25 protein-coding genes and 1 pseudogene are annotated in these 23,926 nt (G+C 64.1%); 12 read left to right on the top strand and 14 right to left on the bottom strand.

All coding sequences use genetic code 11. The features are described from left to right. Positions 1-280: 280 nt before the first annotated feature. From QTA58_RS15995 to QTA58_RS16010, 4 genes are all read left to right on the top strand, one after another. Positions 281-1,579, top strand: a complete 1,299-nt coding sequence (locus tag QTA58_RS15995; RefSeq protein ID WP_085420055.1) for an adenylosuccinate synthase — start codon at positions 281-283, stop codon at positions 1,577-1,579. A 59-nt stretch (positions 1,580-1,638) separates the two neighbouring features. Beyond that, a complete protein-coding gene (locus QTA58_RS16000; RefSeq protein WP_289669594.1) occupies positions 1,639-3,999 on the top strand; it encodes a hypothetical protein in 2,361 nt (786 codons plus the stop codon). A gap of 169 nt (positions 4,000-4,168) precedes the next feature. Beyond that, on the top strand, positions 4,169-4,570 hold the full coding sequence (locus QTA58_RS16005; RefSeq protein ID WP_289669595.1) for a DUF2946 family protein: 402 nt from the start codon (positions 4,169-4,171) through the stop codon (positions 4,568-4,570). 158 nt (positions 4,571-4,728) lie between these two features. Beyond that, positions 4,729-6,138, top strand: coding sequence for a PepSY-associated TM helix domain-containing protein (locus QTA58_RS16010; protein WP_289669596.1), 1,410 nt, complete (start codon positions 4,729-4,731; stop codon positions 6,136-6,138). Positions 6,139-6,238: 100 nt separating this feature from the next. On the opposite strand, the gene rpoH is transcribed toward QTA58_RS16010, so the two are convergent. The 5 genes and pseudogenes from rpoH to QTA58_RS16035 all read right to left on the bottom strand — a co-directional run bounded on the left by rpoH (position 6,239) and on the right by QTA58_RS16035 (position 11,120). After that, a complete protein-coding gene (rpoH, locus tag QTA58_RS16015; protein WP_085420051.1) occupies positions 6,239-7,141 on the bottom strand; it encodes an RNA polymerase sigma factor RpoH in 903 nt (300 codons plus the stop codon). A 195-nt stretch (positions 7,142-7,336) separates the two neighbouring features. Further along, entirely contained in the window at positions 7,337-8,122 is a 786-nt protein-coding gene (locus QTA58_RS16020; RefSeq protein ID WP_289669597.1) for a class I SAM-dependent methyltransferase, read from the bottom strand. Between the two features lie 232 nt (positions 8,123-8,354). Then, positions 8,355-8,513, bottom strand: a pseudogene (locus QTA58_RS16025) (DUF1127 domain-containing protein); the annotation flags it as partial. 687 nt (positions 8,514-9,200) lie between these two features. After that, positions 9,201-10,034, bottom strand: coding sequence for an AraC family transcriptional regulator (locus QTA58_RS16030; protein WP_085420048.1), 834 nt, complete (start codon positions 10,032-10,034; stop codon positions 9,201-9,203). A 60-nt stretch (positions 10,035-10,094) separates the two neighbouring features. Further along, on the bottom strand, positions 10,095-11,120 hold the full coding sequence (locus tag QTA58_RS16035) for an RluA family pseudouridine synthase (protein ID WP_289669598.1): 1,026 nt from the start codon (positions 11,118-11,120) through the stop codon (positions 10,095-10,097). 38 nt (positions 11,121-11,158) lie between these two features. On the opposite strand from QTA58_RS16035, the gene QTA58_RS16040 reads away from it, so the two are divergent. Both QTA58_RS16040 and QTA58_RS16045 read left to right on the top strand, forming a co-directional pair. Then, the gene (locus QTA58_RS16040; protein WP_085420046.1) at positions 11,159-11,545 is read left to right on the top strand and encodes a hypothetical protein; all 387 of its coding nucleotides are present in this window, start codon (positions 11,159-11,161) and stop codon (positions 11,543-11,545) included. Beyond that, complete coding sequence (locus QTA58_RS16045) at positions 11,545-12,366, top strand: RNA methyltransferase (RefSeq protein WP_289669599.1); 822 nt, start codon at positions 11,545-11,547, stop codon at positions 12,364-12,366. Before QTA58_RS16040 ends, QTA58_RS16045 begins: the two co-directional genes overlap by 1 nt. Positions 12,367-12,370: 4 nt before the next feature. On the opposite strand, the gene QTA58_RS16050 is transcribed toward QTA58_RS16045, so the two are convergent. After that, positions 12,371-13,579: a hypothetical protein gene (locus tag QTA58_RS16050; RefSeq protein WP_289669600.1), complete on the bottom strand. Its 1,209-nt coding sequence runs from the start codon at positions 13,577-13,579 to the stop codon at positions 12,371-12,373. Between the two features lie 143 nt (positions 13,580-13,722). Then, positions 13,723-14,313: an EipA family protein gene (locus QTA58_RS16055; protein ID WP_085420758.1), complete on the bottom strand. Its 591-nt coding sequence runs from the start codon at positions 14,311-14,313 to the stop codon at positions 13,723-13,725. A 195-nt stretch (positions 14,314-14,508) separates the two neighbouring features. Here QTA58_RS16055 and QTA58_RS16060 point away from each other — a divergent pair, with 195 nt between their 5' ends. Beyond that, complete coding sequence (locus QTA58_RS16060) at positions 14,509-15,156, top strand: histidine phosphotransferase family protein (RefSeq protein ID WP_289669601.1); 648 nt, start codon at positions 14,509-14,511, stop codon at positions 15,154-15,156. Positions 15,157-15,323: 167 nt separating this feature from the next. After that, entirely contained in the window at positions 15,324-15,686 is a 363-nt protein-coding gene (locus QTA58_RS16065) for a response regulator (RefSeq protein ID WP_289669602.1), read from the top strand. A gap of 39 nt (positions 15,687-15,725) precedes the next feature. Here the strand turns inward: QTA58_RS16065 and QTA58_RS16070 are convergent, their stop codons facing one another. Both QTA58_RS16070 and QTA58_RS16075 read right to left on the bottom strand, forming a co-directional pair. Continuing rightward, on the bottom strand, positions 15,726-16,013 hold the full coding sequence (locus tag QTA58_RS16070; protein WP_234810853.1) for a hypothetical protein: 288 nt from the start codon (positions 16,011-16,013) through the stop codon (positions 15,726-15,728). Positions 16,014-16,020: 7 nt separating this feature from the next. Then, positions 16,021-16,818, bottom strand: a complete 798-nt coding sequence (locus QTA58_RS16075) for a thioredoxin family protein (protein ID WP_085420040.1) — start codon at positions 16,816-16,818, stop codon at positions 16,021-16,023. A 115-nt stretch (positions 16,819-16,933) separates the two neighbouring features. On the opposite strand from QTA58_RS16075, the gene QTA58_RS16080 reads away from it, so the two are divergent. Both QTA58_RS16080 and QTA58_RS16085 read left to right on the top strand, forming a co-directional pair. Further along, positions 16,934-18,154 carry a helix-turn-helix domain-containing protein gene (locus tag QTA58_RS16080; protein WP_085420039.1) on the top strand — a complete coding sequence of 407 codons (1,221 nt, stop codon included), beginning with the start codon at positions 16,934-16,936 and terminating at the stop codon, positions 18,152-18,154. Positions 18,155-18,185: 31 nt separating this feature from the next. Beyond that, positions 18,186-18,818, top strand: a complete 633-nt coding sequence (locus tag QTA58_RS16085) for a PQQ-binding-like beta-propeller repeat protein (RefSeq protein WP_085420038.1) — start codon at positions 18,186-18,188, stop codon at positions 18,816-18,818. Positions 18,819-18,890: 72 nt separating this feature from the next. Here the strand turns inward: QTA58_RS16085 and ctrA are convergent, their stop codons facing one another. Then, on the bottom strand, positions 18,891-19,592 hold the full coding sequence (gene ctrA / locus QTA58_RS16090; RefSeq protein WP_085420037.1) for a cell cycle two-component system response regulator CtrA: 702 nt from the start codon (positions 19,590-19,592) through the stop codon (positions 18,891-18,893). 423 nt (positions 19,593-20,015) lie between these two features. Here ctrA and QTA58_RS16095 point away from each other — a divergent pair, with 423 nt between their 5' ends. Continuing rightward, on the top strand, positions 20,016-20,366 hold the full coding sequence (locus QTA58_RS16095; protein WP_085420036.1) for a flagellar export protein FliJ: 351 nt from the start codon (positions 20,016-20,018) through the stop codon (positions 20,364-20,366). Between the two features lie 121 nt (positions 20,367-20,487). On the opposite strand, the gene QTA58_RS16100 is transcribed toward QTA58_RS16095, so the two are convergent. Beyond that, positions 20,488-20,766, bottom strand: coding sequence for a GNAT family N-acetyltransferase (locus QTA58_RS16100; RefSeq protein WP_289669603.1), 279 nt, complete (start codon positions 20,764-20,766; stop codon positions 20,488-20,490). A 107-nt stretch (positions 20,767-20,873) separates the two neighbouring features. Between QTA58_RS16100 and QTA58_RS16105 the strand changes: the two genes are divergently transcribed. Then, positions 20,874-21,341, top strand: a complete 468-nt coding sequence (locus QTA58_RS16105; protein ID WP_289669604.1) for a paraquat-inducible protein A — start codon at positions 20,874-20,876, stop codon at positions 21,339-21,341. A 121-nt stretch (positions 21,342-21,462) separates the two neighbouring features. On the opposite strand, the gene QTA58_RS16110 is transcribed toward QTA58_RS16105, so the two are convergent. The 3 genes from QTA58_RS16110 to QTA58_RS16120 all read right to left on the bottom strand — a co-directional run bounded on the left by QTA58_RS16110 (position 21,463) and on the right by QTA58_RS16120 (position 23,830). Beyond that, complete coding sequence (locus QTA58_RS16110; RefSeq protein WP_018327815.1) at positions 21,463-21,738, bottom strand: DUF1153 domain-containing protein; 276 nt, start codon at positions 21,736-21,738, stop codon at positions 21,463-21,465. 204 nt (positions 21,739-21,942) lie between these two features. Further along, the gene (locus tag QTA58_RS16115; protein WP_289669605.1) at positions 21,943-22,668 is read right to left on the bottom strand and encodes a sugar transferase; all 726 of its coding nucleotides are present in this window, start codon (positions 22,666-22,668) and stop codon (positions 21,943-21,945) included. A 133-nt stretch (positions 22,669-22,801) separates the two neighbouring features. Next, complete coding sequence (locus QTA58_RS16120) at positions 22,802-23,830, bottom strand: DUF2793 domain-containing protein (RefSeq protein WP_289669606.1); 1,029 nt, start codon at positions 23,828-23,830, stop codon at positions 22,802-22,804. Positions 23,831-23,926 lie beyond the last annotated feature (96 nt).

The raw sequence follows: 23,926 nt of genomic DNA on the forward strand, positions 1-23,926 counted from the left end.
GGCGCCGGCCGGATGGCGGCGATTTGTAAGGTTGGGGCGGGAAATAGCGTGTGGCTCGCGCTTTTGTCACGTAAAAACCATGGCGGAGTCACAAACAGGTCGCTTTCCTCCGGCCAAGGCATTATAGATGCGGCCGTTTGCAGTGCCTTGGGCGGTTTTCGTCGCTCCCGGCAATGCGGGAAATCGGAAATGGCGCATCGACCGTAGTCAATCGATATTGACCTATGGCGGTGCGCGTATGGTCGCGTGGGGCTTTTTGCCCGCAGTACAGGAAGCAAAGATGACGAACGTAGTCGTGGTTGGTTCGCAATGGGGTGACGAAGGCAAGGGCAAGATTGTCGACTGGCTTTCCGAACGCGCCGATGTGGTGGTGCGTTTCCAGGGCGGTCACAATGCCGGCCATACGCTCGTCATCGACGGCGTCAGCTACAAGCTTTCGCTGCTGCCGTCGGGCATCGTGCGTCCGGGCAAGATCTCGGTGATCGGCAACGGCGTCGTCGTCGATCCGCATGCGCTGGTCGCCGAAATCGACAAGCTCGCAGGCCAGGGCGTGAAGGTCACGCCCGAGAACCTGCGCATCGCCGACAATGCGACGCTGATTCTCTCGCTGCATCGCGAGCTCGACGGCATGCGCGAGGATGCTGCCTCCAACAGCGGCACCAAGATCGGCACCACCCGCCGCGGTATCGGCCCGGCCTATGAGGACAAGGTGGGGCGCCGCGCGATTCGCGTGATGGACCTCGCCGACATGGAGACGCTGCCGGGCAAGGTCGACCGCATCCTCACCCATCACAACGCGCTGCGCCGCGGTCTGGGTGAAAAGGAAGTCTCTCACGACGCGATCATGCAGGAGCTGACCTCGGTCGCCGAACGCGTGCTGCCCTTCCGCGAAACCGTCTGGGAACTGCTCGACAAGGAACGCCGCAAGGGTTCGCGCATCCTCTTCGAAGGGGCGCAGGGCTCGCTTCTCGACATCGACCACGGCACCTATCCGTTCGTCACCTCGTCCAACACGGTCGCCGGCCAGGCGGCCGCCGGTTCGGGCATGGGGCCGGGCTCGCTCGGCTATATCCTCGGCATCACCAAGGCCTATACGACGCGCGTCGGCGAAGGGCCGTTTCCGACCGAGCTCAAGGACGAGATCGGCCAGTTCCTCGGTGAGAAGGGGCATGAATTCGGCACGGTGACGGGCCGCAAGCGCCGTTGCGGCTGGTTCGACGCGGCGCTGGTGCGCCAGTCGGTCGCCACCAATGGAATCACCGGCATCGCGCTCACCAAGCTCGATGTCCTAGACGGTCTCGACGAATTGAAGATCTGCGTCGGCTACAAGCTGGACGGTGAGGAGATCGACCACCTTCCGGCAAGCCAGGGCGCTCAGGCCCGCGTCGAACCGATCTACGTCACCCTCGAAGGCTGGAAGGAATCGACCGTCGGCGCCCGCAAATGGGCCGATCTGCCGGCCCAGGCGATCAAATATGTCCGACAGGTGGAAGAGCTGATCGGCGCGCCGGTGGCGCTGCTGTCCACCAGCCCGGAGCGGGACGACACCATACTTGTGACCGACCCGTTTGAAGACTAAAGTCAAGAATTGGTTACCATTCGGCCGGCCTTCGGGCCGGCGATCATGAGAAAGTGCTGATGGCTGATTTTGTTGCGGTGATCCGCCGCGCCGTTGACGGACTGGCGAACAATACGCCGGAGATGCGCGCGAAGGTGTATGACAAGGCTCGTGGCGCCGTGCAGCGGCAGCTCGAGAACATGAAGCCGCGCCCGCCCGAAGACATGCTGCGCCGGCAGATGGAAAAGCTCGAAGCCGCGATCATGGACGTGGAGAGCGAGCACGCCGAGGCGCTGGAGCCATTGGCCGAGGAAGAGGCTGCCGCCATCCCGCAGCCTGCCGAGGAGGCGCCTGCCGAGCATCATGCGGAGGAGCCGGCTGCCGGGCACGCCGCAGAAGAGCCGGTATCCGAAGAGCCTCCGGAACAGGCAGCCGCAGAGCCTCACGTGGAAGAGCAGGAGGCCGCTCCCGACCAGACGGCGGAGACTCACGAGCCGGAACCGGTCGAGGCAGAGACCGCACCCCTCCACCACGACGAGCGTCATGAAGAGCCTGTGCAGGCCGATGTCCATGCCGAGGCTGCAGAGCCGGAGCCAGCCGTCTTTCACGAGGAGGCCGCTCCCGTTCCCGAGGAGCCGGCCCCGCCGAAATATGGCGACTGGCGCGACGACCTCCCGCCGGAAGAGCCGGAGGCGGCTTCGTCGGCCTACGACCGGCAGGAACCCGCTGAAGCCTTCGGTGAGGGGGCAGAACAGGCGGTACCCGCATCCGCTTCCGATCCCGTCACGCCCGAACCCGCTACGGCCCATTGGGGCGCTCCCGAACCGGACGGGGAGCAGCAGCCTGCGGACGCGCCGGGGCCTGCGGGGGACTGGGGCTGGGAAAGACCCGCATCCGGTCACGAGGCGAATGCCGCGGCGGCAGTCTGGAACGACGTGCCGGAACTTACCCCGGCCGGCCCGGTCGTGCCGATCGACCACGGCGCGAAAGCCGAAGCGGCCGATGCGCATTTCGGCACCGAGACCCATGCCGCGGCCGATGCGGTGCGGATGCCTTCGGTCTCGGATCTTCCCGATCTTCCGCCGTCGCCGGCAAAGGCCGCAACGGCAAACGCCGATCCTTTCGCCGATTACGCCGAGCCGCAGAAGGCCAACGGCAAGCCGGCGGAGAGCGACCCCTGGGGTGATCTCGAGGAACTGATCGGTTTCAACAAGAATGCCACGCAGGGCGATTCGTCGCGCAACGCGATGCATACCGATGCCGATGCGGACGACCTGATGCCCGCGCCGGCCCGGCCCTACCGGGTCACGCCGGTCCGCAAGCGCAACTATGCCGGCATCGTGCTCGCCATCATCGGCCTCGCCCTGGTCGGCGCCGGCGGTTATGCGATCTGGCTCAACCGCGATTCCTTGAACGACATGGTGGGCGGCCTCATTCAATCGAGCCTGCCGGCCAGCCAGACGGCCGAGCAGGCGGACAACCAGGCGACGGCTCCGGCGCCCGCCACGCCGCAACCCGGCGCAACGCCCTCGACGCCCGCTCCCGCGCCGCAGAACAATGCCGCAAACCCGGCAGCTCCGGCCGCGCCCGGCCCGGCGGACGGCTCCGTGGCCGGCACGAAGTTCACGCAGCGGCTGATGCCGGACGGCAGCGAAACGGATGAGGGACCGGGCAGCACCGGGGACCTGGCGCAGAACGCGGAGGGCCAGTCGGTCGCCGAGCTCAACGCTCCGCCCGCCACGCCGCCGGCTCAACAGGCGCCTGCCGCGAGCGCGCCGGCGTCGGACACGCCGGCCGCGGGTGCCAACGCCGCCGTGCCGAATGCAGCGTCGCCGGCTCCCAATGCCCCGGCTGCCACTCCGGCGGATGCGCCGGCGCTCGCGGGCGAGAAGATGTTCCTCTACGAGGAGCGGATCGGCCAGACGGCGCCGACGGCGATCGACGGCGCGGTTTCCTGGTCGCTGCAGCGCGAGGCCGGCGCGAACGGCCAGCAGGAGCCGGTGATCCAGGGCCGCATCAACGTGCCGGGCAGGGGGCTGACCGCGCTCGTGACCCTCAAGCGCAATACGGATCCGTCCTTGCCGGCCAGCCACCTGATCGAGATCGTCTTCGCCGTTCCTCCGGATTTCGAAGGCGGGGCGATCGACAGCGTGCAGCGCATCGCCATGAAGCAGACGGAACAGGATCGCGGCAACGCGCTGATCGCGGTGCCCGCCAAGATCACCGACGACTTCCACATGATCGCGCTCAACGATTTCCCCGATGCGCGCACGACCAATCTGGAGCTCCTGCGCAGCCGCAACTGGATGGACATTCCCGTCGCCTACCGCAACGGCCGCCGGGCTCTGCTGACCCTCCAGAAGGGGCCGGAGGGCGAACGGGTCTTCAACGAGGCGATCCGCGAATGGGGCACGCTCGGCACGACGGCCAGCGGGCAGTAACCGCTTTCGAGGTTTGATCCTGCGACAATCCGCCTGGGCGATCCTCAGGCGGATTTTTCATTGCCTCCGGTACGGCTGCCTGGAAGAGGAACGATCCCGGAGGAGCCGGATGGCGGGTCCCGACAAAATGACGCGTTGACACTGGCCGCGCGGGTCGCGATGACCGGACATGCGCTTCATCCGGCAGATCATCGACGATTCCATGAGCGGCGGGGTCCTCTCCGCCCTGATCGCCGTGATGCTGCTGCTGCAAGGCGCGATCGGCGGGTATGCACAAGCCGGAATGGCATCGTCCCATGCCGATGCCGGCGTCATCTGCACCGAGCACGGCGCCGATGCGTCAACGCCTGAGGGACCCTCCGGCAAGTCCTGGCCGACCTGTTGCGGCATAGGTTGCCAGGCGCTTTCTTCGCTTTCATCCCTGTTGCCCGTCAAAGGGCCTTCGCTCAGGGCGCCGCTGCTCGTCGAGGCCGCAACGGCAAGCACTCCGGTGGGGACCGTTTCGGCGCCGCATGCGCTCGGCCTCGCACGGGAAGCGCGCGCGCCTCCGACATCCTCCATCCGATCCTGACGTCATCCGTTTGCCGGCCGGCCTCCGGCCGGTCTCACCGTCATCGATGGAGATATTTCCATGCTTTCTTTCCGATCCGCTGCGGCGGTACGCGCCCGCACGCCGGCATGCGCGACGAACCCGGCCACGCGCCCGCACCTTCCCGAAGGAGGCACGCCGTGACCGACCGTTCCTCAACCGGCGCGTCTTCGTCGGCCTTCAGGCTTTTCATAACGCGCCTGCATTTCTATGTCGGACTGTTCGTCGGTCCGTTCATTTTCATCGCCGCGCTCACGGGTACGCTCTACGTCCTGACGCCGCAGATCGAGAGCCTGATCTATCACGATCAATTGCAGACGGCCTCGACCGGAACGCCGCAGTCCCTGGCGGCACAGATCGGTGCGGCGCGTGCCGCCGTCGGCGATGAGCCGAAGCTCTTCGCGGTTCGTCCGGCGACTGCGGACGGATACACGACCCGTGTGATGTTCACTGAACCGGGGCTCGGAGATTCGGAAAACCGCGCCATCTTCGTCGATCCGGTTTCGCTTGCCGTCCAAGGCGACCTGATCGTCTACGGCACGAGCGGCATCCTGCTCTTCCGCACGACGATCGACTACCTGCACCGCAACCTGCTGCTCGGCGATTTCGGGCGCCATTACAGCGAGCTTGCCGCCTCCTGGCTCTGGGTGGCAGTATTCGGCGGCGTGCTCCTGTGGTTCTGGCGGGGCGGAGTCCCAAAGTCGTCCGCCGCGAGGGGGGCTTCAGCCCGCCGGCTGCACGGCCGGATCGGCGTGATCATCGCGGCCGGACTGCTCTTCCTGTCCGCGACGGGGCTGACCTGGTCGCGCTGGGCCGGCGATCACATCGACCGGTTCCGCTCGGAGGTCGGCTGGGTCACGCCTTCGGTGTCGCTCGATCTCGGGCCGGGAGCGGTCGCGGCCGGTGGGGAACATGCGGAACATCAGGGGCATGGTGCGGCAACCGCCCCCACGCCTTCGTCAGCGATCTCCGAGGCGGATGTGATCGGCCGGATGGATCAGGTTCTCGCCGCAGCGCGTGCCGGCGGGATCGATTCCCCCATGGTCGAAATCCGCCCGCCGCGCGCTGCCGGCAAAGCGTGGATGGTGCGCGAGTACGATCGCGGATGGCCGACCCAGGTCGATACGATCGCCATCGATCCCGGCACCATGGCGATCACGAGCCGGGCGGATTTCGAGACCTTCCCGATCGTCGCGAAGCTGATCCGCTGGGGGATCGACGCGCATATGGGCATCCTGTTCGGGGTGGCGAACCAGATCGTCATGGCGGCGCTCGGCATCGCCCTGATGGCGATGATCGTCTACGGCTATGTCATCTGGTGGTCGCGCAGGCCTGCTCCCGGCGGTTCGCCCAAGACGCTGGTCCGCGCCTTCTCCTATCTGACCCTGCCGAGCAAGCTCTTCCTCGCCGTGCTGGCGGCCGGGTTCGGGGTGGCCTTGCCGCTGATGGGCGCGAGCCTGATCGTTTTCGTGCTGGTCGATCTCGTGCGCTGGGGGCTGACAGGTCTTGCGGACGGTTCTGGCAGCCAAGGGGTACGCCGTACCGGGTAGCGCGTCTCGCAGAAGACGCCCGACCACAACACGGCGGTTCATCGCAAAAGAAAAGGGGCCGCCGAGGCAGCCCCTTTTTCATGTTCCGTTTCGCGAAGGATCAGGCGTCGACCACGCGAAGGGCGTTTGCCTGGGCAAGCGCTTCCTTCTGCACGGCTTCCTGCACCTTCTCGAAGGCGCGGACCTCGATCTGGCGCACGCGCTCGCGGCTGATGTCGAACTCGGCGGAGAGTTCTTCCAGCGTCACCGGCTCGTCGGACAGGCGGCGGGCTTCGAAGATGCGGCGCTCGCGATCGTTCAGCACGCCCATGGCCTTGGCCAGCATGCGGCGGCGCGTGTCGAGCTCGTCCTGCTCGATCAGCACCTCTTCCTGGCTGTCATGATCGTCCACCAGCCAATCCTGCCACTGGCCGGATTCGCCTTCGGTGGCGCGGATCGGAGCGTTCAGCGAAGCGTCGCCCGAGAGGCGGCGGTTCATGGAGACCACTTCCTCTTCCGAGACGTTCAGCTTGGTGGCGATCTCGGCCACCTGCTCAGGCTTCAGATCGCCTTCGTCGATCGCCTGGATCCGGCCCTTCAGACGGCGCAGGTTGAAGAAGAGGCGCTTCTGGTTGGCAGTCGTGCCCATCTTCACGAGCGACCAGGACCGCAGGATATACTCCTGGATCGAGGCCTTGATCCACCACATGGCGTAGGTCGCCAGGCGGAAGCCGCGTTCCGGATCGAACTTCTTGACGGCCTGCATGAGGCCGACATTGCCCTCGGACACGACCTCGCCGATCGGCAGGCCATAGCCGCGATAGCCCATGGCGATCTTCGCCACGAGACGCAGGTGGCTCGTCACCAGCTTGTGGGCCGCGTCACGGTCCCCATGTTCGGCATAGCGCTTCGCAAGCATATATTCCTGCTGCGGCTCCAGCATGGGGAACTTGCGGATCTCGTCGAGATAACGGTTGAGGCCGGCTTCGCCGGCGGTAATGGAAGGCAGAGTATTGCGGGCCATAAAGCACCCCTTTCCGATCGTTGTCGGTTCCCTCTTAAGTCTGGCGATGCATTGCTGAAGGCGAACCGAATGGCACGGGTCATTTCCGACCCCGCACCGACCCAGCTAACAAATAAGTACGGCAGAACCGTGATTCAAGTGATCACGGATGCGTTATATCATTACGGTATTGTAATGTATTCCGCGCCGGAACCCTCACCGGTAGGCGCGCTCCGAAAGGGCGCTCATACCCGACCGCATCATCAATTCATACAGTATTCGACGGCGCATCGGATTGTGCAATCTTGCGACTTTTGAACCGAGGAACTGCGTTTCCACGTGTCCGAAGGCGCGCAGGTCCGGAGCCTCGCCGATCACCTTGCAATAGAAATCATAGAAGCGGCTTCGGCAGACGTAGGTCTTGTACTTCGTCATGCAGAAGGCCGAAAACATGCCTCCCTGTTCCCGCAGGAAATCGGCCACCCCGACGGTCACTTCCGGCCAGGCCGGATTGAACGTGTCGTCGAAGGCGATGACCCCGTGATCGGCGAGGCTGCCCGCCGCAAGCCTGCTGTCTGCGGCGACATGGCGGAGCATGTGGCCGCCATCGATGCTGAAGAAACGAACGCGCCCGACCTTCCCGATGATCTCCTCCGCCTCTACGCGCATGCTGTCTCCCTTGATCATCAGGTCTTCATCGACGGGAAGGCCGAGGCGGCGGCCGTTCTCGATGAAGCGACCGTACTGCGTCGCTACTCCGCCCGCCTCCTGCTCGATATCGAAGAGGTCGATCGCCAGTATCCTGTCCCTGTCCCCGCTTATCTTCCTGAGAAGAAAATAGGTGCGGCCGTAAAAGACGCCGACTTCCGCAATGCCTCCGTCAAATCCCGCTTCCCTCTGCGCCGCGAGAAGCGACAGGAAGACCAAAGCATCGGGAGGATCGATATATCCCTCGACCGTCTGCAGATCGTGAAAGATGAACTTTCGGAGGGCCGAATTCATACCTTTGGCGTCTTACCTCCCCAGGAACTATCCGCCGGCTTAAATAAAACGCCCGATGTGCAAATTTTCTGCAGGTTTTTAATTTGGTAGTCGGCGCTTTTTCGCAGATATTATAATATTTTTGAAAATAAAGCGAAAGTGTTGCGGCATTTTAAGCTAGAATGGGGAGGTCGACGGTGGCGGGGTAGATCGGTATGAAACTCCTTCTTCTTTTCAGGCGCCGGCAATCGTCTCACCGGCACTTCTGCTCCAGTTCATGGGAGCCGTTCCGGCGGTAGCGACTGTAGTCGCCGCTGTAAGCCTGGCTGCGCGAAATGCCGACGTCCTTCAATTGGTCATCGTTCAACTCCAAAAGCGCCAGACGATTGCGGCGTTCACGAAGTTTTCCGGCGACCAGCGCGATCAACCGCTCGACGAACGATCCTTTTGCAGGCGGTTCGAGGAACCCTTCCTTGCCCGCTGCGGGCGGGTCACCTGCGGGAGGCAGATCGAAGGGCAGATGGAAGGGCAAATCATATGGTTCCGAAGTGCGGTCGAAGACCGCCCGGTTCTCATTCTTCATGGTTTCATCTCCTGAAAGGATGCCGGTCGATCAGCGACCGGCGTCACGGGCGGACGTCCGGCGCCTGCCTCCTTGTTCCTGGGTTCCTGGGTTCCTGGGTTCCTGGGTTGCTGGGGTTACTTGGTTCCTGGATTACTTGTCGATATGTCCGAGGCGCGGGCGGCGGCTTCCGCTTCCCGGAGCGCCACGGCGCATTCCTCGCAACAGACCTCGACGGTCCTTCCGCCGATCTTGACCGCAATCCGCGTTGCATCGAGTTCGCAGTCGCAGGCTGCACAGGTATTCTCTTTCATGGTGTCATCTCCCGGTATTGACTGATTGCGAGAGAAGAAAAGCACGACGGCGGGCTTGCCCGCTGTCAGAATCTTTAGCGACTTTCTCCTCGGCGTCTCCGGCTTGCGGTTTCGAGGCTGCTACAGCATCGGCCCGAAAATCGGAATCGATTTTCGGTAAGCACGATGCGGAGATTCAATAAGTTAGAGCGTCCTTTGTGCGTCCGTTCGGACGCACCGCGCTCTAGCGGAGGCCGGCGAAACGCTGGAACTCCGCCGGCGTGCGGCCGTAGGCCTGGCGGAAGGCGGCGGAGAAATGGCTGTGGCTCGAAAAGCCGAGTTCGAGGCCGAGCTGCGTCAGGTCGTCATAGCTGCCGAGCAGGTCGAGCGCCCGGGCGAGCCTCAGCCGAAGCTGATAGCGGTAGAGGGGCGTACCCTCCACCTGCTGGAAGACCTGGGTGAGATAGACCGGCGAGACGCCCGTCTCCCCGGCGATTTCCGCCAGCGTCCAGCGGCGGGCGAGATCGGAGGAAAGCGCGAGCTTCGCCCGATCGACCAGTTTCTGGCGGCCGGCGCTTGCCGTCGCAGCGCGCGCGGTGCGTTCGCCGACCGCACGGCGCACCAGGGTCATGGCGAGGGTTTCCGCCTCCAGCGTCTCGGCGGTGCCGCGCATCAGGCTGTGGCGCAGGAGCGCCACCAATGCCTGGGCGCGGGCATCGATCCGCAGCCTTTGCTTGTTGAAGACGAAACGCGAGCCCTTCGGATTGTGGTGAGCCTTCGGAACCAGTTCCTCCAGCATCGGCTCGGGCACGTCCATGCTGAGACAGGAATCGCCGCCTTCCACGGGATGGCTGATCTGGTAACCCTCGTCGCAGTTGAAGAAGAGCACCTGGTTGGCCTCCGCGACGGTATCGTCGCGGCCGACATGGCGCATGAAGACGCCGCGATAGGGAAAGACGAGGCTTGTCGCATGGGAGCATTCCTCATCGCTCCGGTGCCGGCATTCGCCGCAGCACACGACGTCGCGGACCTTGACAAGGTCGGTATCGAGCAGCTTCTGGACGGCGAACTGGCTCATGAGGTCCTCGGGGTCGTTGCAGAGGTATATACTCTTCCGCGGCCTCCCGGGCCACCCGATTCATGCCTTCAGCGCTTCGACAAGCTCTTCCATATCCTGCGGCATCGGCGCCTCGAATTCCATCACCTCGCCGGTGCGGGGATGTTCGAAGACAAGCAGGTAGGCGTGCAGCGCCTGGCGGGGAAAACGGCTGACGACGCTCTTCGCCGGCTCCGGCAGGAGGTTCGCCTTGGTCCTGAAGCCGGCGGAATAATCCGGATCGCCGATCAGCGGATTGCCGATATGGGCCATGTGGACGCGGATCTGGTGGGTGCGGCCGGTCTCCAGCCGGCATTCGACCAGCGAGGCGAGCGCGGTGGCGTCCTGCTTCTCGTGAAAGCGCTCGATCACTTCGTAATGGGTGACCGCCTCGCGGGCATCGTCGCTGTCCTCGCGCTTGACGGCGCGCTTGGTGCGGTCGGAACCGGATCGGCCGAGCGGCGCGTCGATCGTGCCGCGCAGGCCGGCCGGGCGGCCCCAGACGACCGCCTGATAGGCGCGCTCCAGCGGCCCGGTGCGGCCGTGATCGGCGAACTGGTCTGCGAGGTGCCGGTGGGCGATGTCGTTCTTGGCGGCGACCATGACGCCGCTCGTCTCCTTGTCCAGCCGATGGACGATGCCGGGCCGCCTGACGCCGCCGATGCCGGAGAGGCTCGCGCCGCAATGATGGATCAGCGCGTTGACCAGCGTGCCGGTCCAGTTGCCGGCGCCGGGATGCACGACGAGGCCGGCCGGCTTGGCAATGACGATCAGGTCGTCGTCCTCGTAGAGCACGTCGAGCGGGATGTCCTCGCCCTTCGGTTCCGGGTCCTCCGGTTCGGGAAGCGCGATCTCGACCGTGTCGCCCGCCGCGACCTTCTTCTTCGGTTCGGTGACCGGCTTGCCGTTCAGCGCGACCGCGCCCTGTTCGATGAGAGCCTTGATGCGGCTGCGCGAGAATTCGCCTTCCAGCACGGAGGTCAGCCAGGCGTCCAGCCGTCCGCCCGCGTCATCGGAGGCGGTAAGCACTTTCCTCGGGCGCTCTATCTCGTTAAAGGGATCGTTCATTCAATCATTCCGACAGCAATCCGAAGCAAGGAACTCCCATGCCCCAACCCGATATCGAGGAACAGGAAGAGCCGCTTGATCCGGCGATGGAGAGAATCCGCCGGAAAATGGTGCTCCTGCAGCTCGTTTCGGGCGGGATCTTGTTCGTCTGCTTTATGGCCGTCCTCGCAGCGGTTGTCTACAAGGTCGCACAGCGGCCCGACGCGCCGGCACCGGTTGCCTCCACCGGCGGGTTCTCCGTGCCGGCCGGCCAGCCGCTTGCCGCGACGGCCGAGCTGCCGGCCGGGTTCCAGATCCAGTCCGTGTCGCTCTCCGGCAGCCAGATCCTGTTCTACGGTCTGCTCGACGGCGACCAGAAGGCCTTCGTCTTCGACCTCGCCGCCGGCCGCATCGTTGCCGATGTGACGGTCGGCATCCCGCGATAATGGAACCGGTCCGCATCGCCGAGGCGGGCGATCCGCGGATCGCCGAGTTCCGGTCGATCCGCGAACGCGACCTGACGGGGCGGGAAGGGCGCTTCATCGCCGAGGGGACGGTGGTGCTGCGGATGCTCGCCGGCGCCCACCGGAAGGGCGGAGATTTCGTAGCGGAAAAGATATTGCTGCTCGAAAACCGCGTCGCCGGGCTCAGGGAAGTCCTCGCCGGATTTCCGGACGACGTGCCGGTCTACGTGGCCTCGGCCGAGGTGCTGGATCGGATCGCCGGTTTCCACCTGCATCGCGGCGTGCTGGCGCTCGGGCGGCGCAGACAGGAGAGAAGTCCCGCGGACCTGATCGCCGGCCTGCCGGAAAAGGCGCTTGTGGTCGCCGCCTTCGGCATTTCCAATCACGACAATGTCGGCTCGATCTTCCGCAACGCCGCCGCCTTCGGTGCGGATGCGGTGCTGCTCGACCAGGCGTGCTGCGATCCGCTCTACCGCAAGGCGCTGCGCGTCTCGGTCGGGGCGGTGCTTTCCGTACCCTTTGTCCGGAGCGGCACGATGAACGATATCCTTGCCGCCCTGACCGGCAGCGGTTTTGCCGTGTGGGGGCTCTCGCCGTCGGGCGCCCTGGAGATCCGCGACGTTCCGGCTTCCGGCCGCATGGCGCTGATCACTGGCACAGAGGGCGAGGGGCTGCCGCCGGACATCCTGTCCCGCATCCAAACGGCGCGGATCGCCCAGGCGCCGGGGCTCGACAGCCTGAACGCGGCGACTGCCACGGGCATCGCGCTTTACGAGATCGCCATGGCGCAGGGAAGATTGTAGCAGCCTATTCGGCTGCGTCCTTGGCCGCGGCGAGCGTCTTCCTGGATTTCTCGGCCAGACTTTCCCGTTTGCCGCTTCCGGATTTTCCCGACAGGATCTTGTGGATCGGCGAAGAGGAGCCTTCGGTGATCGCCGTCAGGGCCACCATGTCGGCGGCGATCGACGCGAGTTCCTGGCGGATCGCCTCGTCATCGCCGCCGTCGCCGTTCTGCAGGCGCTCGGAGAGCGCGATCGCGCGGTTATGGACTTCGTCCGTCATCTCCGCCACCAGCGGAGCGACATCGGCTTCCGGCGGCGTCCTGGCCGGTTTCGGCGGGGCATGGGACAGTTCGCGCAGGGTGATATCCTCCGGAGCGGGTTTCTTTCGCTGTACCGCCGCCTTCACGCCCGGCCGGCCGGGCATCGCATCCCGTAGCGCACGGCTTGCTTCCCGGGCTTCGGCATTCGCCGCCTTGAGCTTTTCCCTGAGCCTGCCGATCTCGGCCAGGCGGCGTTCCAGCGCGTTCTCCCTGTCGGCGCGTTCGGCGATTTCGCGAGCCAGCTTGTCCTCGAGGCGCTGAACCCGGTTCTCCTCCTGGGCGAGCCGCGTTTCGGCATCCTTGGCCCGGGTGGTCTGCAGGCGCAGGTCGTTGCGCAGCGTATCGCGCTCGTCGCGCAGCGCCGTCATGCGGAATTTCAGGTTTTCCAATTCGGTGTCGCGGGTGGAAAGATCGATGCGGAAATTATCGGCGTCGGCGGCCAGCCGAAGCTGGCGCTGCTGCAGGTTTTCGATCTCCAGATCCTTGGCGGCCGCCGCTTCCTCCAGGGCTTCGATGGCGGCCTTCAATTGCTGGACATGGCTTTCCTCCTGGCGCAGGCGCGAGCGTGCGTCGGCGGCTTCGACATCCATGTCGTCGATCTGTGCGCGCAGCTCGGCGGCCTCGCCCTGCAGGCGCCTGGCTTCCTCGGTGAGCGCATCGTTCCTGATCTGCAGCGAGACCGTCTTCTCGCGCTCCTGCACCAGTTCCTGCTTGGTTCGGGCATTCTCGGCCGCATAGACGGCGCGCGCCATGTCGCGCTGGGCCCGCACTTCCTGCGGGCTGATCGGCAGCGTCGCCTTGATGCGGTTTTCCGTGTAGCGCACGATGCGGCCATGGATCGCCGGCGCGACCAGCATCACCAGGAGTGCGGCGCTCAAGAAACCCAAGCCGAACAAAAGAGCAAATTGGATCACGACGGGGCCGTTTCGCTGGCTGAATGGACATGCGCAGGCTGTTTAAACACGGGCGCATGCGGCCCGCAAGCTTCTTGCGGGCGATCTACCGTTATGGACGACGTCCATGGAAAGGTCCTCCGGACGGAGGACGATGCAGCCGCTCAGAAAGGGTTCCAGGTCGGGGAGCGGGTGAGCTTCAGGTAGCCGACGTTGATGCCGAGGCGGGCGCCGATGCCGGTGCGGATCGGCACCAGGATAACGTTGTTGTTGCGCAGCACCGTCATGCCGACGCCGGCGACCACGAAGGCCGAGCCCGAGACGCCGCCGAAGCGGGCGTACAGGCTGTCGACGGCCGGCAGGTCGTAGACGAGCATCATCGCCCGGGTGCCCTGGCCGCCGTAGTCGATGCCGAGCGAGGGACCCTGCCAGAAGACCGGGTGCTGGCCGGCATTCTTGGTGTAGAGCTCGCCTTCGCCATAGGTGAGGCCGGCGATGAAGGCGCCAGAGCCTTCCTGGCCCAGAATGTAGCCGTTCGGCAGGCCGTATTTCTGGAAGGCATTTTCCACAACCTTTGCAAGCCCGCCGCTCGCGGACCCGAAGAAACCATGGCCGGCGTCGATGATCTCCTGCGCCGAATACTGGCTGGAACCCTGCTGGGCGGCGGCCGGGCTGGCGCAGAGAAGTGCGGCTGCGATCACGGCAAACACCGTCGCGGCGAAGCGGGCGAGGGCGGAAGATGTGCGGATGCGCATTGTCAGATCCATCGATTGTGTCATTCAGGGGCCACGCCTCTCGCATCATGCTTAAGGCCGGACCATTTTGGAGCTATCGTCTTAACAATCGGTTTACCAAATATGGTGTCATTATGGCTGCGAACGTTGCTCCATCTCCGCGCAATCTTAAGGTGGCAGAAGATGATCGGGGCACTTGCATATCAGGAGACATGAATGCCGAAGAATCCGAATCTCACCCTCAGTGGGCCAGATCTTGCGGCGCTTCTGTGCAGCCGGGTCTGCCATGACGTGATCTCCCCGGTCGGTGCGATCAATAACGGTCTCGAACTTCTCGACGAGGGCGCCGCCGACAGCGACGCGCTCGATCTCATCCGCACGTCGGCCGTCAACGCTTCGGTGCGTCTCAAATTCGCCCGGCTCGCCTTCGGCGCGTCCGGTTCGGTCGGCGCCTCGATCGACACGGGCGAGGCGGAGAAGGCCGCGAAGGACTATGCCATCGCCGAAAAGAAGACCGAGGTCAGCTGGAACGGTCCGCGGGCGATCATCGCCAAGAACCGTGTCAAGCTGCTGCTCAACCTTTTCCTCGTCGCCTATGGCGGAATTCCGCGCGGCGGTTCGGTGGACGTGACGCTCGAAAACCCGGAATATGACGCGAAGTTCATCATCACCATCAAGGGCCGGATGATGCGCTTGCCGCCGAAATTCATCGAGATCGCCAGCGGTACGCTGGAAGAGGCGGTCGATGCCCATTCCATCCAGCCCTATTACACGGTGCTCCTGGCGGAAGAATGCGGCATGGACCTGAAATATGTGGTTTCGGAAGACAAGATCGTCTTCATCGCCGAAACCGCGGTTGCCTGAGACGATCCGCGCCTGGACATTCCAAGTCATCGAACCTGCGCATCGTGCGTTTCCGAAAACCGGTTCCGGTTTTCAGGCCGATGCGGCAAGTAACCAATCTTTAGCGCCGTCTCCCTAATGATGGATGTTCGCAGCCCTGGTGGGCGGCCGGCATCAGGGGGAAGACGATGCAGCGTTTGATGATTGCCGACGGCTCGGACGTGGTCCGCAAGGTCGGCAAGCGGATACTTTCCGAATTGGGCTTTCTCGTTGCCGAGGTCGGCAGCGCAGGTGACGCGCTCACGCGCTGCCGGGCGGAGCTGCCGAATTTCCTGATCGTCGACGCGGCGCTCGACGGTGCGCTCGATCTCATCGCCGCCGTCCGCGCCACGCCGAACGGCGGCAACGTGCGCATCTTCTATTGCGTCATCGAGGCGGACCTGAAGAAGATGATGGCGGGCAAGCGCGCCGGCGCCGACGATTTCCTGCTGAAGCCGTTCGACCGGAAGATCCTGACTTCCGTCTTCTCGGGCCTTTCGCGGGCAGCCTGATCCCGGGCGTGCCCGCCACGCGAGGGGATTACCCGCTTCTCAAACGGTCGCCCGGCGGGAGGCAAGCCTCAGCCACGGTGTCAGATGAAACGCGCTCATCAGGAGGTACATCGGCGCCATGCCGCTCAGCGGGAAACCCTCCTCCATGTGGGCGCAGATCATGTCCGCGGGACCGTTGACGGCGGTCAGCAGCGCCATGACCGCAAATGTCGGCGCGGCAGCAAGCGACAGCCAATCGGCGGCGCGGTGAGCGGCCCTGCGACCCGCGCCGCAGGCGGGTTCGCTGCCTGCGGCCGTTATCTTCTCCTGTCCGGGGTGAAGCGACATGGCGATCTCACCCCCGGGCATATTCGTCGTGGCGGCGCCACCAGATGCCCTGTTCGTTGCGGCCCTTCGGAGCGCGATCGAGCCACTGGTACATGCCCCAGATGCCGTCCAGCCCGCGGGCATAGCTGGAATAGGCATGATAGATGGCGCCGTCTTCGAGCACGAAGGCGCTGAGACCGGGACGGTCGCGCGTATAGGTGGGGATGTCGGTTCCTGTCGACGCCGCGATCTGGGCGATCGGGCTTTCGCCGCCGCTCTGCTGCCATTCCTGAACGGTCTGGCCTCTTGGAGGCCCCGCCATCGGCGGCTCGCGGCGATAGTTGTATTCGATACCGCCCCGGCGCTGCTGTTCCTCGGAAAACCAGACGCTGAAATCGCCGTTGAAGTCGCTGCCGGACGAGGACGCCCAGGGAAAGGTCCATCCCATCCGCCGCTTGTATGCCTGCAGCTTTGCGAGCGGCGCACGCGACACGGCCGAAAAGGCGACATCGTGGTTCTCCAGATGCACGACGATGCCGTTGAACCCGTCCGCGATCGCCGAGCAGGAGGGGCATCCGGCCGTATAGTCGGGGCCGAACATGAAATGGTAGACGAGGAGCTGCGAGCGCCCTTTGAAGAGGTCCGCGAGCGAGGCGCTTCCTTCATCGGTTTCGAACCGGTATTCCTTGTCGATCCGGACCCAGGGCAGATCCTGGCGGCGCAGCGCCAGCGCATCGCTGCGCCGCGTCAGCTCCTTCTCGTCTTCGAGCAGTTCAAGGCGCGCCGTCAGCCAGTCCTGGCGTGTACCGGTTGCATGTGCCGTCATGGTTCTTCTCCTTCGGCTGTCCGCCGCCCATTTTTGGCGCGACGTGTTGCTTGGTCGTGCATAGATTAGGACCGGTTATCGAGATGACGGGAGTTACAAGTGTGACGGGATTCCGATGGACTCGCTGATCACCGCTGCGGCGCGCGCGCTCGCGGCAGGCGATCCGCTCGGCGCATTGAAACGGATCGCCCTGCGGGACGACGCGCCTGCGCTCGCGCTCCGCGGCATCGCGATGGCGCAGCTCGGCGACCTCGTCCGGGCCAAGGCGCTCCTCAAGAGTGCCGTGCGCGCCTTCAGTCAGAGAGAGGCCATGGCCCGCGCCAGGTGCATCGTCGCCGAAGCCGAGATCGCGCTCGTCTCCCGCGACCTCACCTGGCCTGCCAAGGCGCTCGATACTGCGCGGGCGGTGCTCGAAGCGCATGGCGATCGCGTCAACGCCGCGCATGCGCGCACCATCGAGATCCGGCGCCTGCTCCTGATCGGCCGTCTCGACGAGGCGGAGCGCCTGCTTTCCGAGTTCGACGCCACACCGCTTCCGCCTGCATTGAGGGCAGCTCACGAGCTGGCGGCCGCGGGAATCGCCATCCGGCGCATCAGGACGAAGGCGGCACGCGATGCGCTCGCCCGGGCCGGGCAGGCCTCGCGCGAAGCGGACATCCCGGCGCTGATGGCCGAGGTCGAGAACGCGTCCCTCATCCTGAAGACGCCCGCGGCGCGCCTGGTCGCACGGGGGCAAATGCGTTTCCTGCTGCTCGAGGAGGTCGAAGCGCTCCTGGCTTCCGGCGTGCTGGTCGTGGACGCGTGCCGCCATGTGGCTCGGAAAGGCGACGTGCTCGTGCCGCTCACGACGCGGCCGGTCCTGTTCGCGCTGCTCGCCGCGCTCGGTGAAGCCTGGCCCGGCGACGTGCCGAGGAGCGTGCTGATCGCGCGCGCCTTCCGGGGCAAGCATGCCGACGAATCGCACCGCGCCCGGCTGCGGGTCGAGATCGGGCGGCTTCGCGCGGAACTCAAGACGCTTGCGGACGTGAGGGCTACGGCGCGCGGCTTTGCGCTGGCGCCACGCCAGGCAGGCGAGGTGGTCGTGCTGGCCCCACCCGTCGAAGAGCCGCATGCGGCGGTGCTCGCCTTTCTTGCCGACGGCGAGGCGTGGTCGAGCTCGGCGCTCTCGATCGCGCTGGGGGCGAGTCCGCGCACCGTGCAACGGGCGCTCGAGCAGCTTTCGGCGGCGGGCAGGGTGCAGTCGTTCGGCCGCGGCCGGGCGCGTCGCTGGATGACGCCGCCGGTGCCGGGATTCCCGACAGTCTTGTTACTCACAGGCCCGCTGCCGAGCGGTTAGGCTTGGATCGTCAACAGAAGGGATAAAAACCATGAAAAGATCTGCAGCCGAAATTCTCGATGAATACGGACCGTTTCCCGGTGCCGAACAGGTGCATGGCGTCACGTTCGACGGCCGTCACGTCTGGTTCGCGGCAGGAGACAAGCTGAACGCCTTCGATCCGGATATCCGCAAGACAGTGCGCTCGATCGATGTCGCCGCCGATGCGGGAACGGCCTTCGACGGCCGGCACCTGTTCCAGATCGCCGAGGCGCGCATCCAGAAGATCGATCCGGAAACCGGCAAGGTACTGGCGACGATCCCGGCGCCCGGCAACGGGGGCGATTCGGGACTTGCCTGGGCGGAGGGCGCCCTCTGGGTGGGAGAGTACAGGGAGCGGAAGATTCACCAGATCGATCCCGAAACGGGCACGATCCTGCGCACCATCGAGTGCAGCCGCTTCGTCACCGGGGTCACCTGGGTCGACGGCGAACTCTGGCACGGCACCTGGGAAGGCGACGAAAGCGATGTGAGGCGGATAGATCCCGCGACCGGAAAGGTACTGGAGACGCTGGAGATGCCTTCGGGTGTGGGCGTTTCGGGTCTGGAATCAGACGGTGGCGACCGTTTCTTCTGCGGCGGCGGAAACAGCGGGAAGGTGCGGGCGATCCGCCGGCCGAAGTAAGCCTCAGACCTCAAAGCAAAACGCCCGCCGGGGGAACCCGAGCGGGCGTTCGAAAAGGGGAAGCGCGAAGGCTCAGGCGCTTTCGGCGTAGTCGTTGCCGTCCGGCTCGCGCAGCACGTAGCCGCGGCCCCAGACGGTTTCGATATAGTTGGCGCCGCCGGCGGCGTTGGCGAGCTTCTTGCGCAGCTTGCAGATGAAGACGTCGATGATCTTCAGCTCCGGCTCGTCCATGCCGCCATAGAGATGGTTCAGGAACATTTCCTTGGTGAGCGTGGTGCCCTTGCGGAGCGAGAGAAGCTCCAGCATCTGGTATTCCTTGCCCGTCAGGTGGACGCGCTGGCCGCCGACTTCGACGGTCTTGGCGTCGAGGTTCACGATCAGCTCGCCGGTGATGATGATCGACTGGGCGTGACCCTTGGAACGGCGGACGATCGCGTGGATGCGCGCGACCAACTCATCCTTGTGGAAGGGCTTGGTCATGTAGTCGTCGGCGCCGAAGCCCAGGCCGCGGACCTTGTCTTCGATGCCGGCCATGCCGGACAGGATGAGGATCGGGGTCTTGACCTTCGAGAGCCTCAGCGTGCGGAGCACTTCGTAACCCGACATGTCGGGGAGGTTCAGGTCGAGGAGAATGATGTCGTAGTCGTAGAGTTTGCCGAGGTCGACGCCTTCTTCACCGAGATCGGTGGTATAGACGTTGAAGCTTTCCGATTTCAGCATCAGCTCGATGCTCTGGGCAGTCGCGCTGTCATCTTCGATGAGTAGAACCCGCATATTTTTCCCCTTTACCGCCGCGTAAGGTACCTTTTGCCCCCTTACTCGCTACGGATCCAGACTGAGCCTGATTTGGAAGCTGCCACTAAATGGTTAACAAATTATGATTCAACCTGGCAAGGCGCATCAATTCATTAAGCAAAAATAGTAGCAACCTGATTTCCCTTGAGGATCGGCCATCACCAAGATTGAACCAGCGGATGAGGAAACTCCGCTAAGTGATTCATGCGACTCAGACATTGTCGCGGCACTTTCGGCCTTGGCATTTACCGACCCTTAAACGATCGGGCTTATCATTAATGATGCCCGTAAATGAAAAGTTAACGCGAAGGCAAATCTATTAACGTCGCGGAAATTTTTTGATCCGGAGTGTTACAAGCCGGATACACGGGTCTGGGTCTCGCTATCCACGGAGTATTGCGTATGAAGTCGCGTGACAGCCTGGTTCGCCTGAAAGGATTTCAGGTTAACGAAAAGCGCCGCCAGTTGCAGCAGTTGCAGATGATGATGGCCGAATTCGAGCGAATGGCCAAGGAGCTCGAACATCAGATCACCTTGGAAGAGAAGAAGTCCGGAATCACGGACCCGAATCACTTCGCCTATCCCACGTTCGCCAAGGCGGCCCGCCAGCGGGCGGACAATCTTCAGGTCTCGATCCGGGAGCTGAGGGGCCAGCAGGAAAGTGCCGAACTGGCACTTGAAGAAGCGGAAGGCGAGCTCGCCAAGGCTTCGGCGCTCGAAGAGCGCGACAGCGGAATGCGCGCCCGGGCTTAATAAAGCCGGGCGACCGACATGACGGAATGTTTCAATGCGGGGCGGCGCCACGGCGCCTGCGCCCCATTTCCGTTTTCAGCATCCTTTAAACGTAACCGCGTCGCGGCGGTCCGCTCATCCGCTATCGCAGGATGTCCTGCCAGTCGGGATGACGCTCCACCTGGGATTTGAAGAACGGGCAGAGCGGGATGACCTTCCAGCCGCCCTTGCGGGCTTCCTCGACGGCATGCCGCGCCAGCGCCTGGCCGACCCCTTTGCCACGCAGCGCATCGGGCACGCCCGTATGATCGATGATGACGAGCTGCGGCGAGGCCCGCGAATAGGTCATTTCCGCGAAATGGCCGTCGAGTTCCGCCAGGTAACGTCCGCCCGATCGCGTCTCTTCATGCGTGATATTCATGATCGCTCCGCTTCTATCCTTTGCCCGATGATGTAATACGGGAGAGGTCGAAGGGAAATAGCCGGGAGGCGTTCCGAAGGGTGACACATCGTCAACGGGAAAAAGCGATGAGCTGGCTGCGGCCTGTTCTTCTCATGCTCGCCGCGATCTTTCTGACGCTCGGACTGCTCCTGCCGATCATCCGTTTCGAGCGCCTTTATTTCTTCAGCGAGACGCCATCGCTCGTCGAGCTGGTCGCGGCGCTTTTCCGGCAGGGAGACGTGGCGCTTTCGCTGGTGGTCGGGCTGTTCTCGATCGTGTTCCCGATCGCCAAACTTGCGGGACTTGCCCTGCAGCTGTCCGGCCGGGCCGGCGAGGCGGGTGTTTTCCGCCGCGCCATGCCGCATCTTTCGAAGTGGTCGATGATGGATGTGATGCTCGTGGCGATCGTGATCGTGGCGGCGAAAAGCAGCGGTCTGGCGGTGGCGGTCTCGCAGCCGGGCCTCTGGTTCTACGCCGCGTCGGCGGTGATTGCCGGGCTCCTGCCGTCGCTCACCCGGATCGGGCCGAAAATGTCTGACGCAGACACAAATTAAAAGGTGCCGCAGCGTCTTTCGCAGCGGCACCTTTTTCCTTGTGCGGGCGGAACCCGCGAATTCGTGCTCGGTTCGAGATAATTCCGGAGGAAAATCCGGTTCCCGCCTTCCGGAACTGCTCCTAGTGGCGATATTGCTGGATGCGCGTCGTGCGCAGGCCTGCCAGGCCATGGTCGTTGATGGAGGACTGCCAGGAGAGGAATTCCTCGACGGTGAGCGTATAGCGCTCGCAGGCTTCTTCCAAGCTCAACAGGCCACCGCGGACCGCGGCGACCACCTCGGCTTTGCGCCGGATCACCCAGCGGCGCGTATTGGCCGGCGGAAGATCGGCGATCGTCAAGGGGCTGCCATCGGGGCCGATGACATATTTCACTCGGGGACGTATCATTTCGGTCATTGGACTCTCTACACTACACAAGACCACGTCGGGCAGCCTAGCGCCCCAGTTTTAACATTTGACTAAACAGGAAGGGGCATTTCTTCGGAGATCGCTGAATAATTGCATCGCCTCTTCCAGGGCGCGCGACACCCATCCCTTCCTTTCGAAAGCGATATCGGAAATCGGTGCTTGCTTGGCCCGCGCCGCAGAAAAACCGAGGAATCAGAAGCCTTTGCCGCCGCGGAGCTCGGCGAGCACGGTGCCGAACATGATGCGCAGATCGAGCAGGATCGAGAAATTGTCGATGTAATAGAGGTCACAGGCGATCCGCGCACGCGCCTTTCCCGGGCGGTCGGTCGGGCCGCGGAGGCCGCGCATCTGTGCCAAACCGGTCATGCCCGGCTTCACGGAATGGCGGCGATGATAGTCCGGAACCAGATCCTCATAGGGGATGCCGGCGGCCAGCATGCCGATCGCATGGCAGCGGGGGCCGACCAGCGACATGTCGCCTTTCAGGACATTCAGGAGCTGGGGAAGTTCATCGATATTGGTCTTGCGGATGACGGCGCCGACACGGGTGACGCGCGGATCGTTCCTGACGGTCTGCGTGATGCCGGTGGCGTCGCCGAGATCGGTACGCATCGAGCGGAACTTGTAGACCCGGATCTCGCGGCGATCCTTGCCCCAGCGGACTTGCGTGAAGAGCGCCGGACCGGTGCTGTCGAGGCGGATCAGCAATGCGACCACCAGCATCAGCGGCAGGAGTACGACGAGAGCGGTGAGCGAGACGCCGATATCGATCGTCCGTTTGACGGCGAGCTGCATCCGAAGAGAGCGGCGCCGGCCGTGGCGGGAGGCCGGCCCCTGAACCTCCGACACGAGCAGGCTCACATCCCCACCGCTCATCGGCGCATAGGCGGTATCGTTATGCAGATCAGAAACGCTCAAACCGGTCACCCGCATTATACCCTGGAGCCCCTGCCAACCAGTGATGTTCCCTAATATAACACCTTGTTACGCGAGTCATCAGGCAAGTTAAGATCTGGTTAACGATAAAGATAATCTTTCTTGCACTGCGGTATTAAAGCATTGTCAAAAATAATTCAGTTTTTCCAACGCCGAGCTCCAGTTGTGCCGTGCCGGCATGGCCCAGGGTGAGGAAATCGCCCGAGGACAGGAAAAAAATTCCAGTTGCGGACTGTATTTGTGCTCCTCCGGCAACACCGTTCATGAAAATGAGCGTCTGTGATCCGTTCAGCATCAGGCTGGTCGTATGGCCGGACGAGGTCAGGACGGAGACGTTGAGGCCGAGGAGATAAAGGCCGCCCGCGGGCACGACGATCCGGTTGCCGCCGCCTGGCGCCGCCGCGCCGAGCGCAAAGCCGCCCTGATTGAGGGCGAGGGTCGTGAAGCCGCTCTGCTGGCCTGCCGCGGGCGCAAAGCTCGTACCTGTCCTGTGGGCGCGCACCGCCGGCTGGCTCGGCCGGGAAACATGGCCGGCGGGGGAAATCGAAAGCCCCGTATTCCACGTGCCGCCGCTGCTGACCTTGATCGAGAAGTCGTTGCTGCCGGCAAGGCCCATTTCCGCATGGCCGGTCCAGTTCGACTGGAAGAGCAGCGAGGCGGTATCGGCGGCGGCGGCCTTGTTGACCTTGATCTGGTGGCCGTTGCCGGCATGGTTGAAGAGGCTCGCGGGAGAGGAGAGGGCGAGCCGGTTCGTCGGGTCCGGCGTGGCGTTGATGCCGAGTTCGCCGAGGCTGCCGCTTTCCGGCAGGGGAATGTCCTGCCATTCCGTTCCGGAAAACACTTTCAGTTTCGAGATCGCAAGGAACCATGCCCGCCAGCCGGTGCGGGGTTCGGCGAAGGCCCAATGGCCATCCTGCCAGCAGGCGATGCGTCCCTGCCTGCCGGTCCAGCCGCCGCTCGGAGCGGGAGCGACAAGATAACAGGCGCCCTCGGCCGGCGAGGCGGGAGGGGCGGCCTGTTCCGCCACGATCGTCAGGTGCACCAGCGCATCGAGCCTCAGCAGCGCCTCGTTGTGGGTCACGTGTTTCTGCGCCTGCGAGGGCAGGATGAAGGGCATTTTCAAATTGGCGGTCGTCTCGGCCATGGTTCGCTCCGTTCCTAAGTCGGCAGCGAGTCTAAGGTCCACGGGAGGAGCGGGGAGGCGGGGCAGGCCAAGTCATTGATAAATCTTATGCGGCAT

The sequence above is a fragment of the Neorhizobium sp. CSC1952 genome, assembly GCF_030378245.1.
Lineage (GTDB): Bacteria > Pseudomonadota > Alphaproteobacteria > Rhizobiales > Rhizobiaceae > Neorhizobium > Neorhizobium oryzae_A.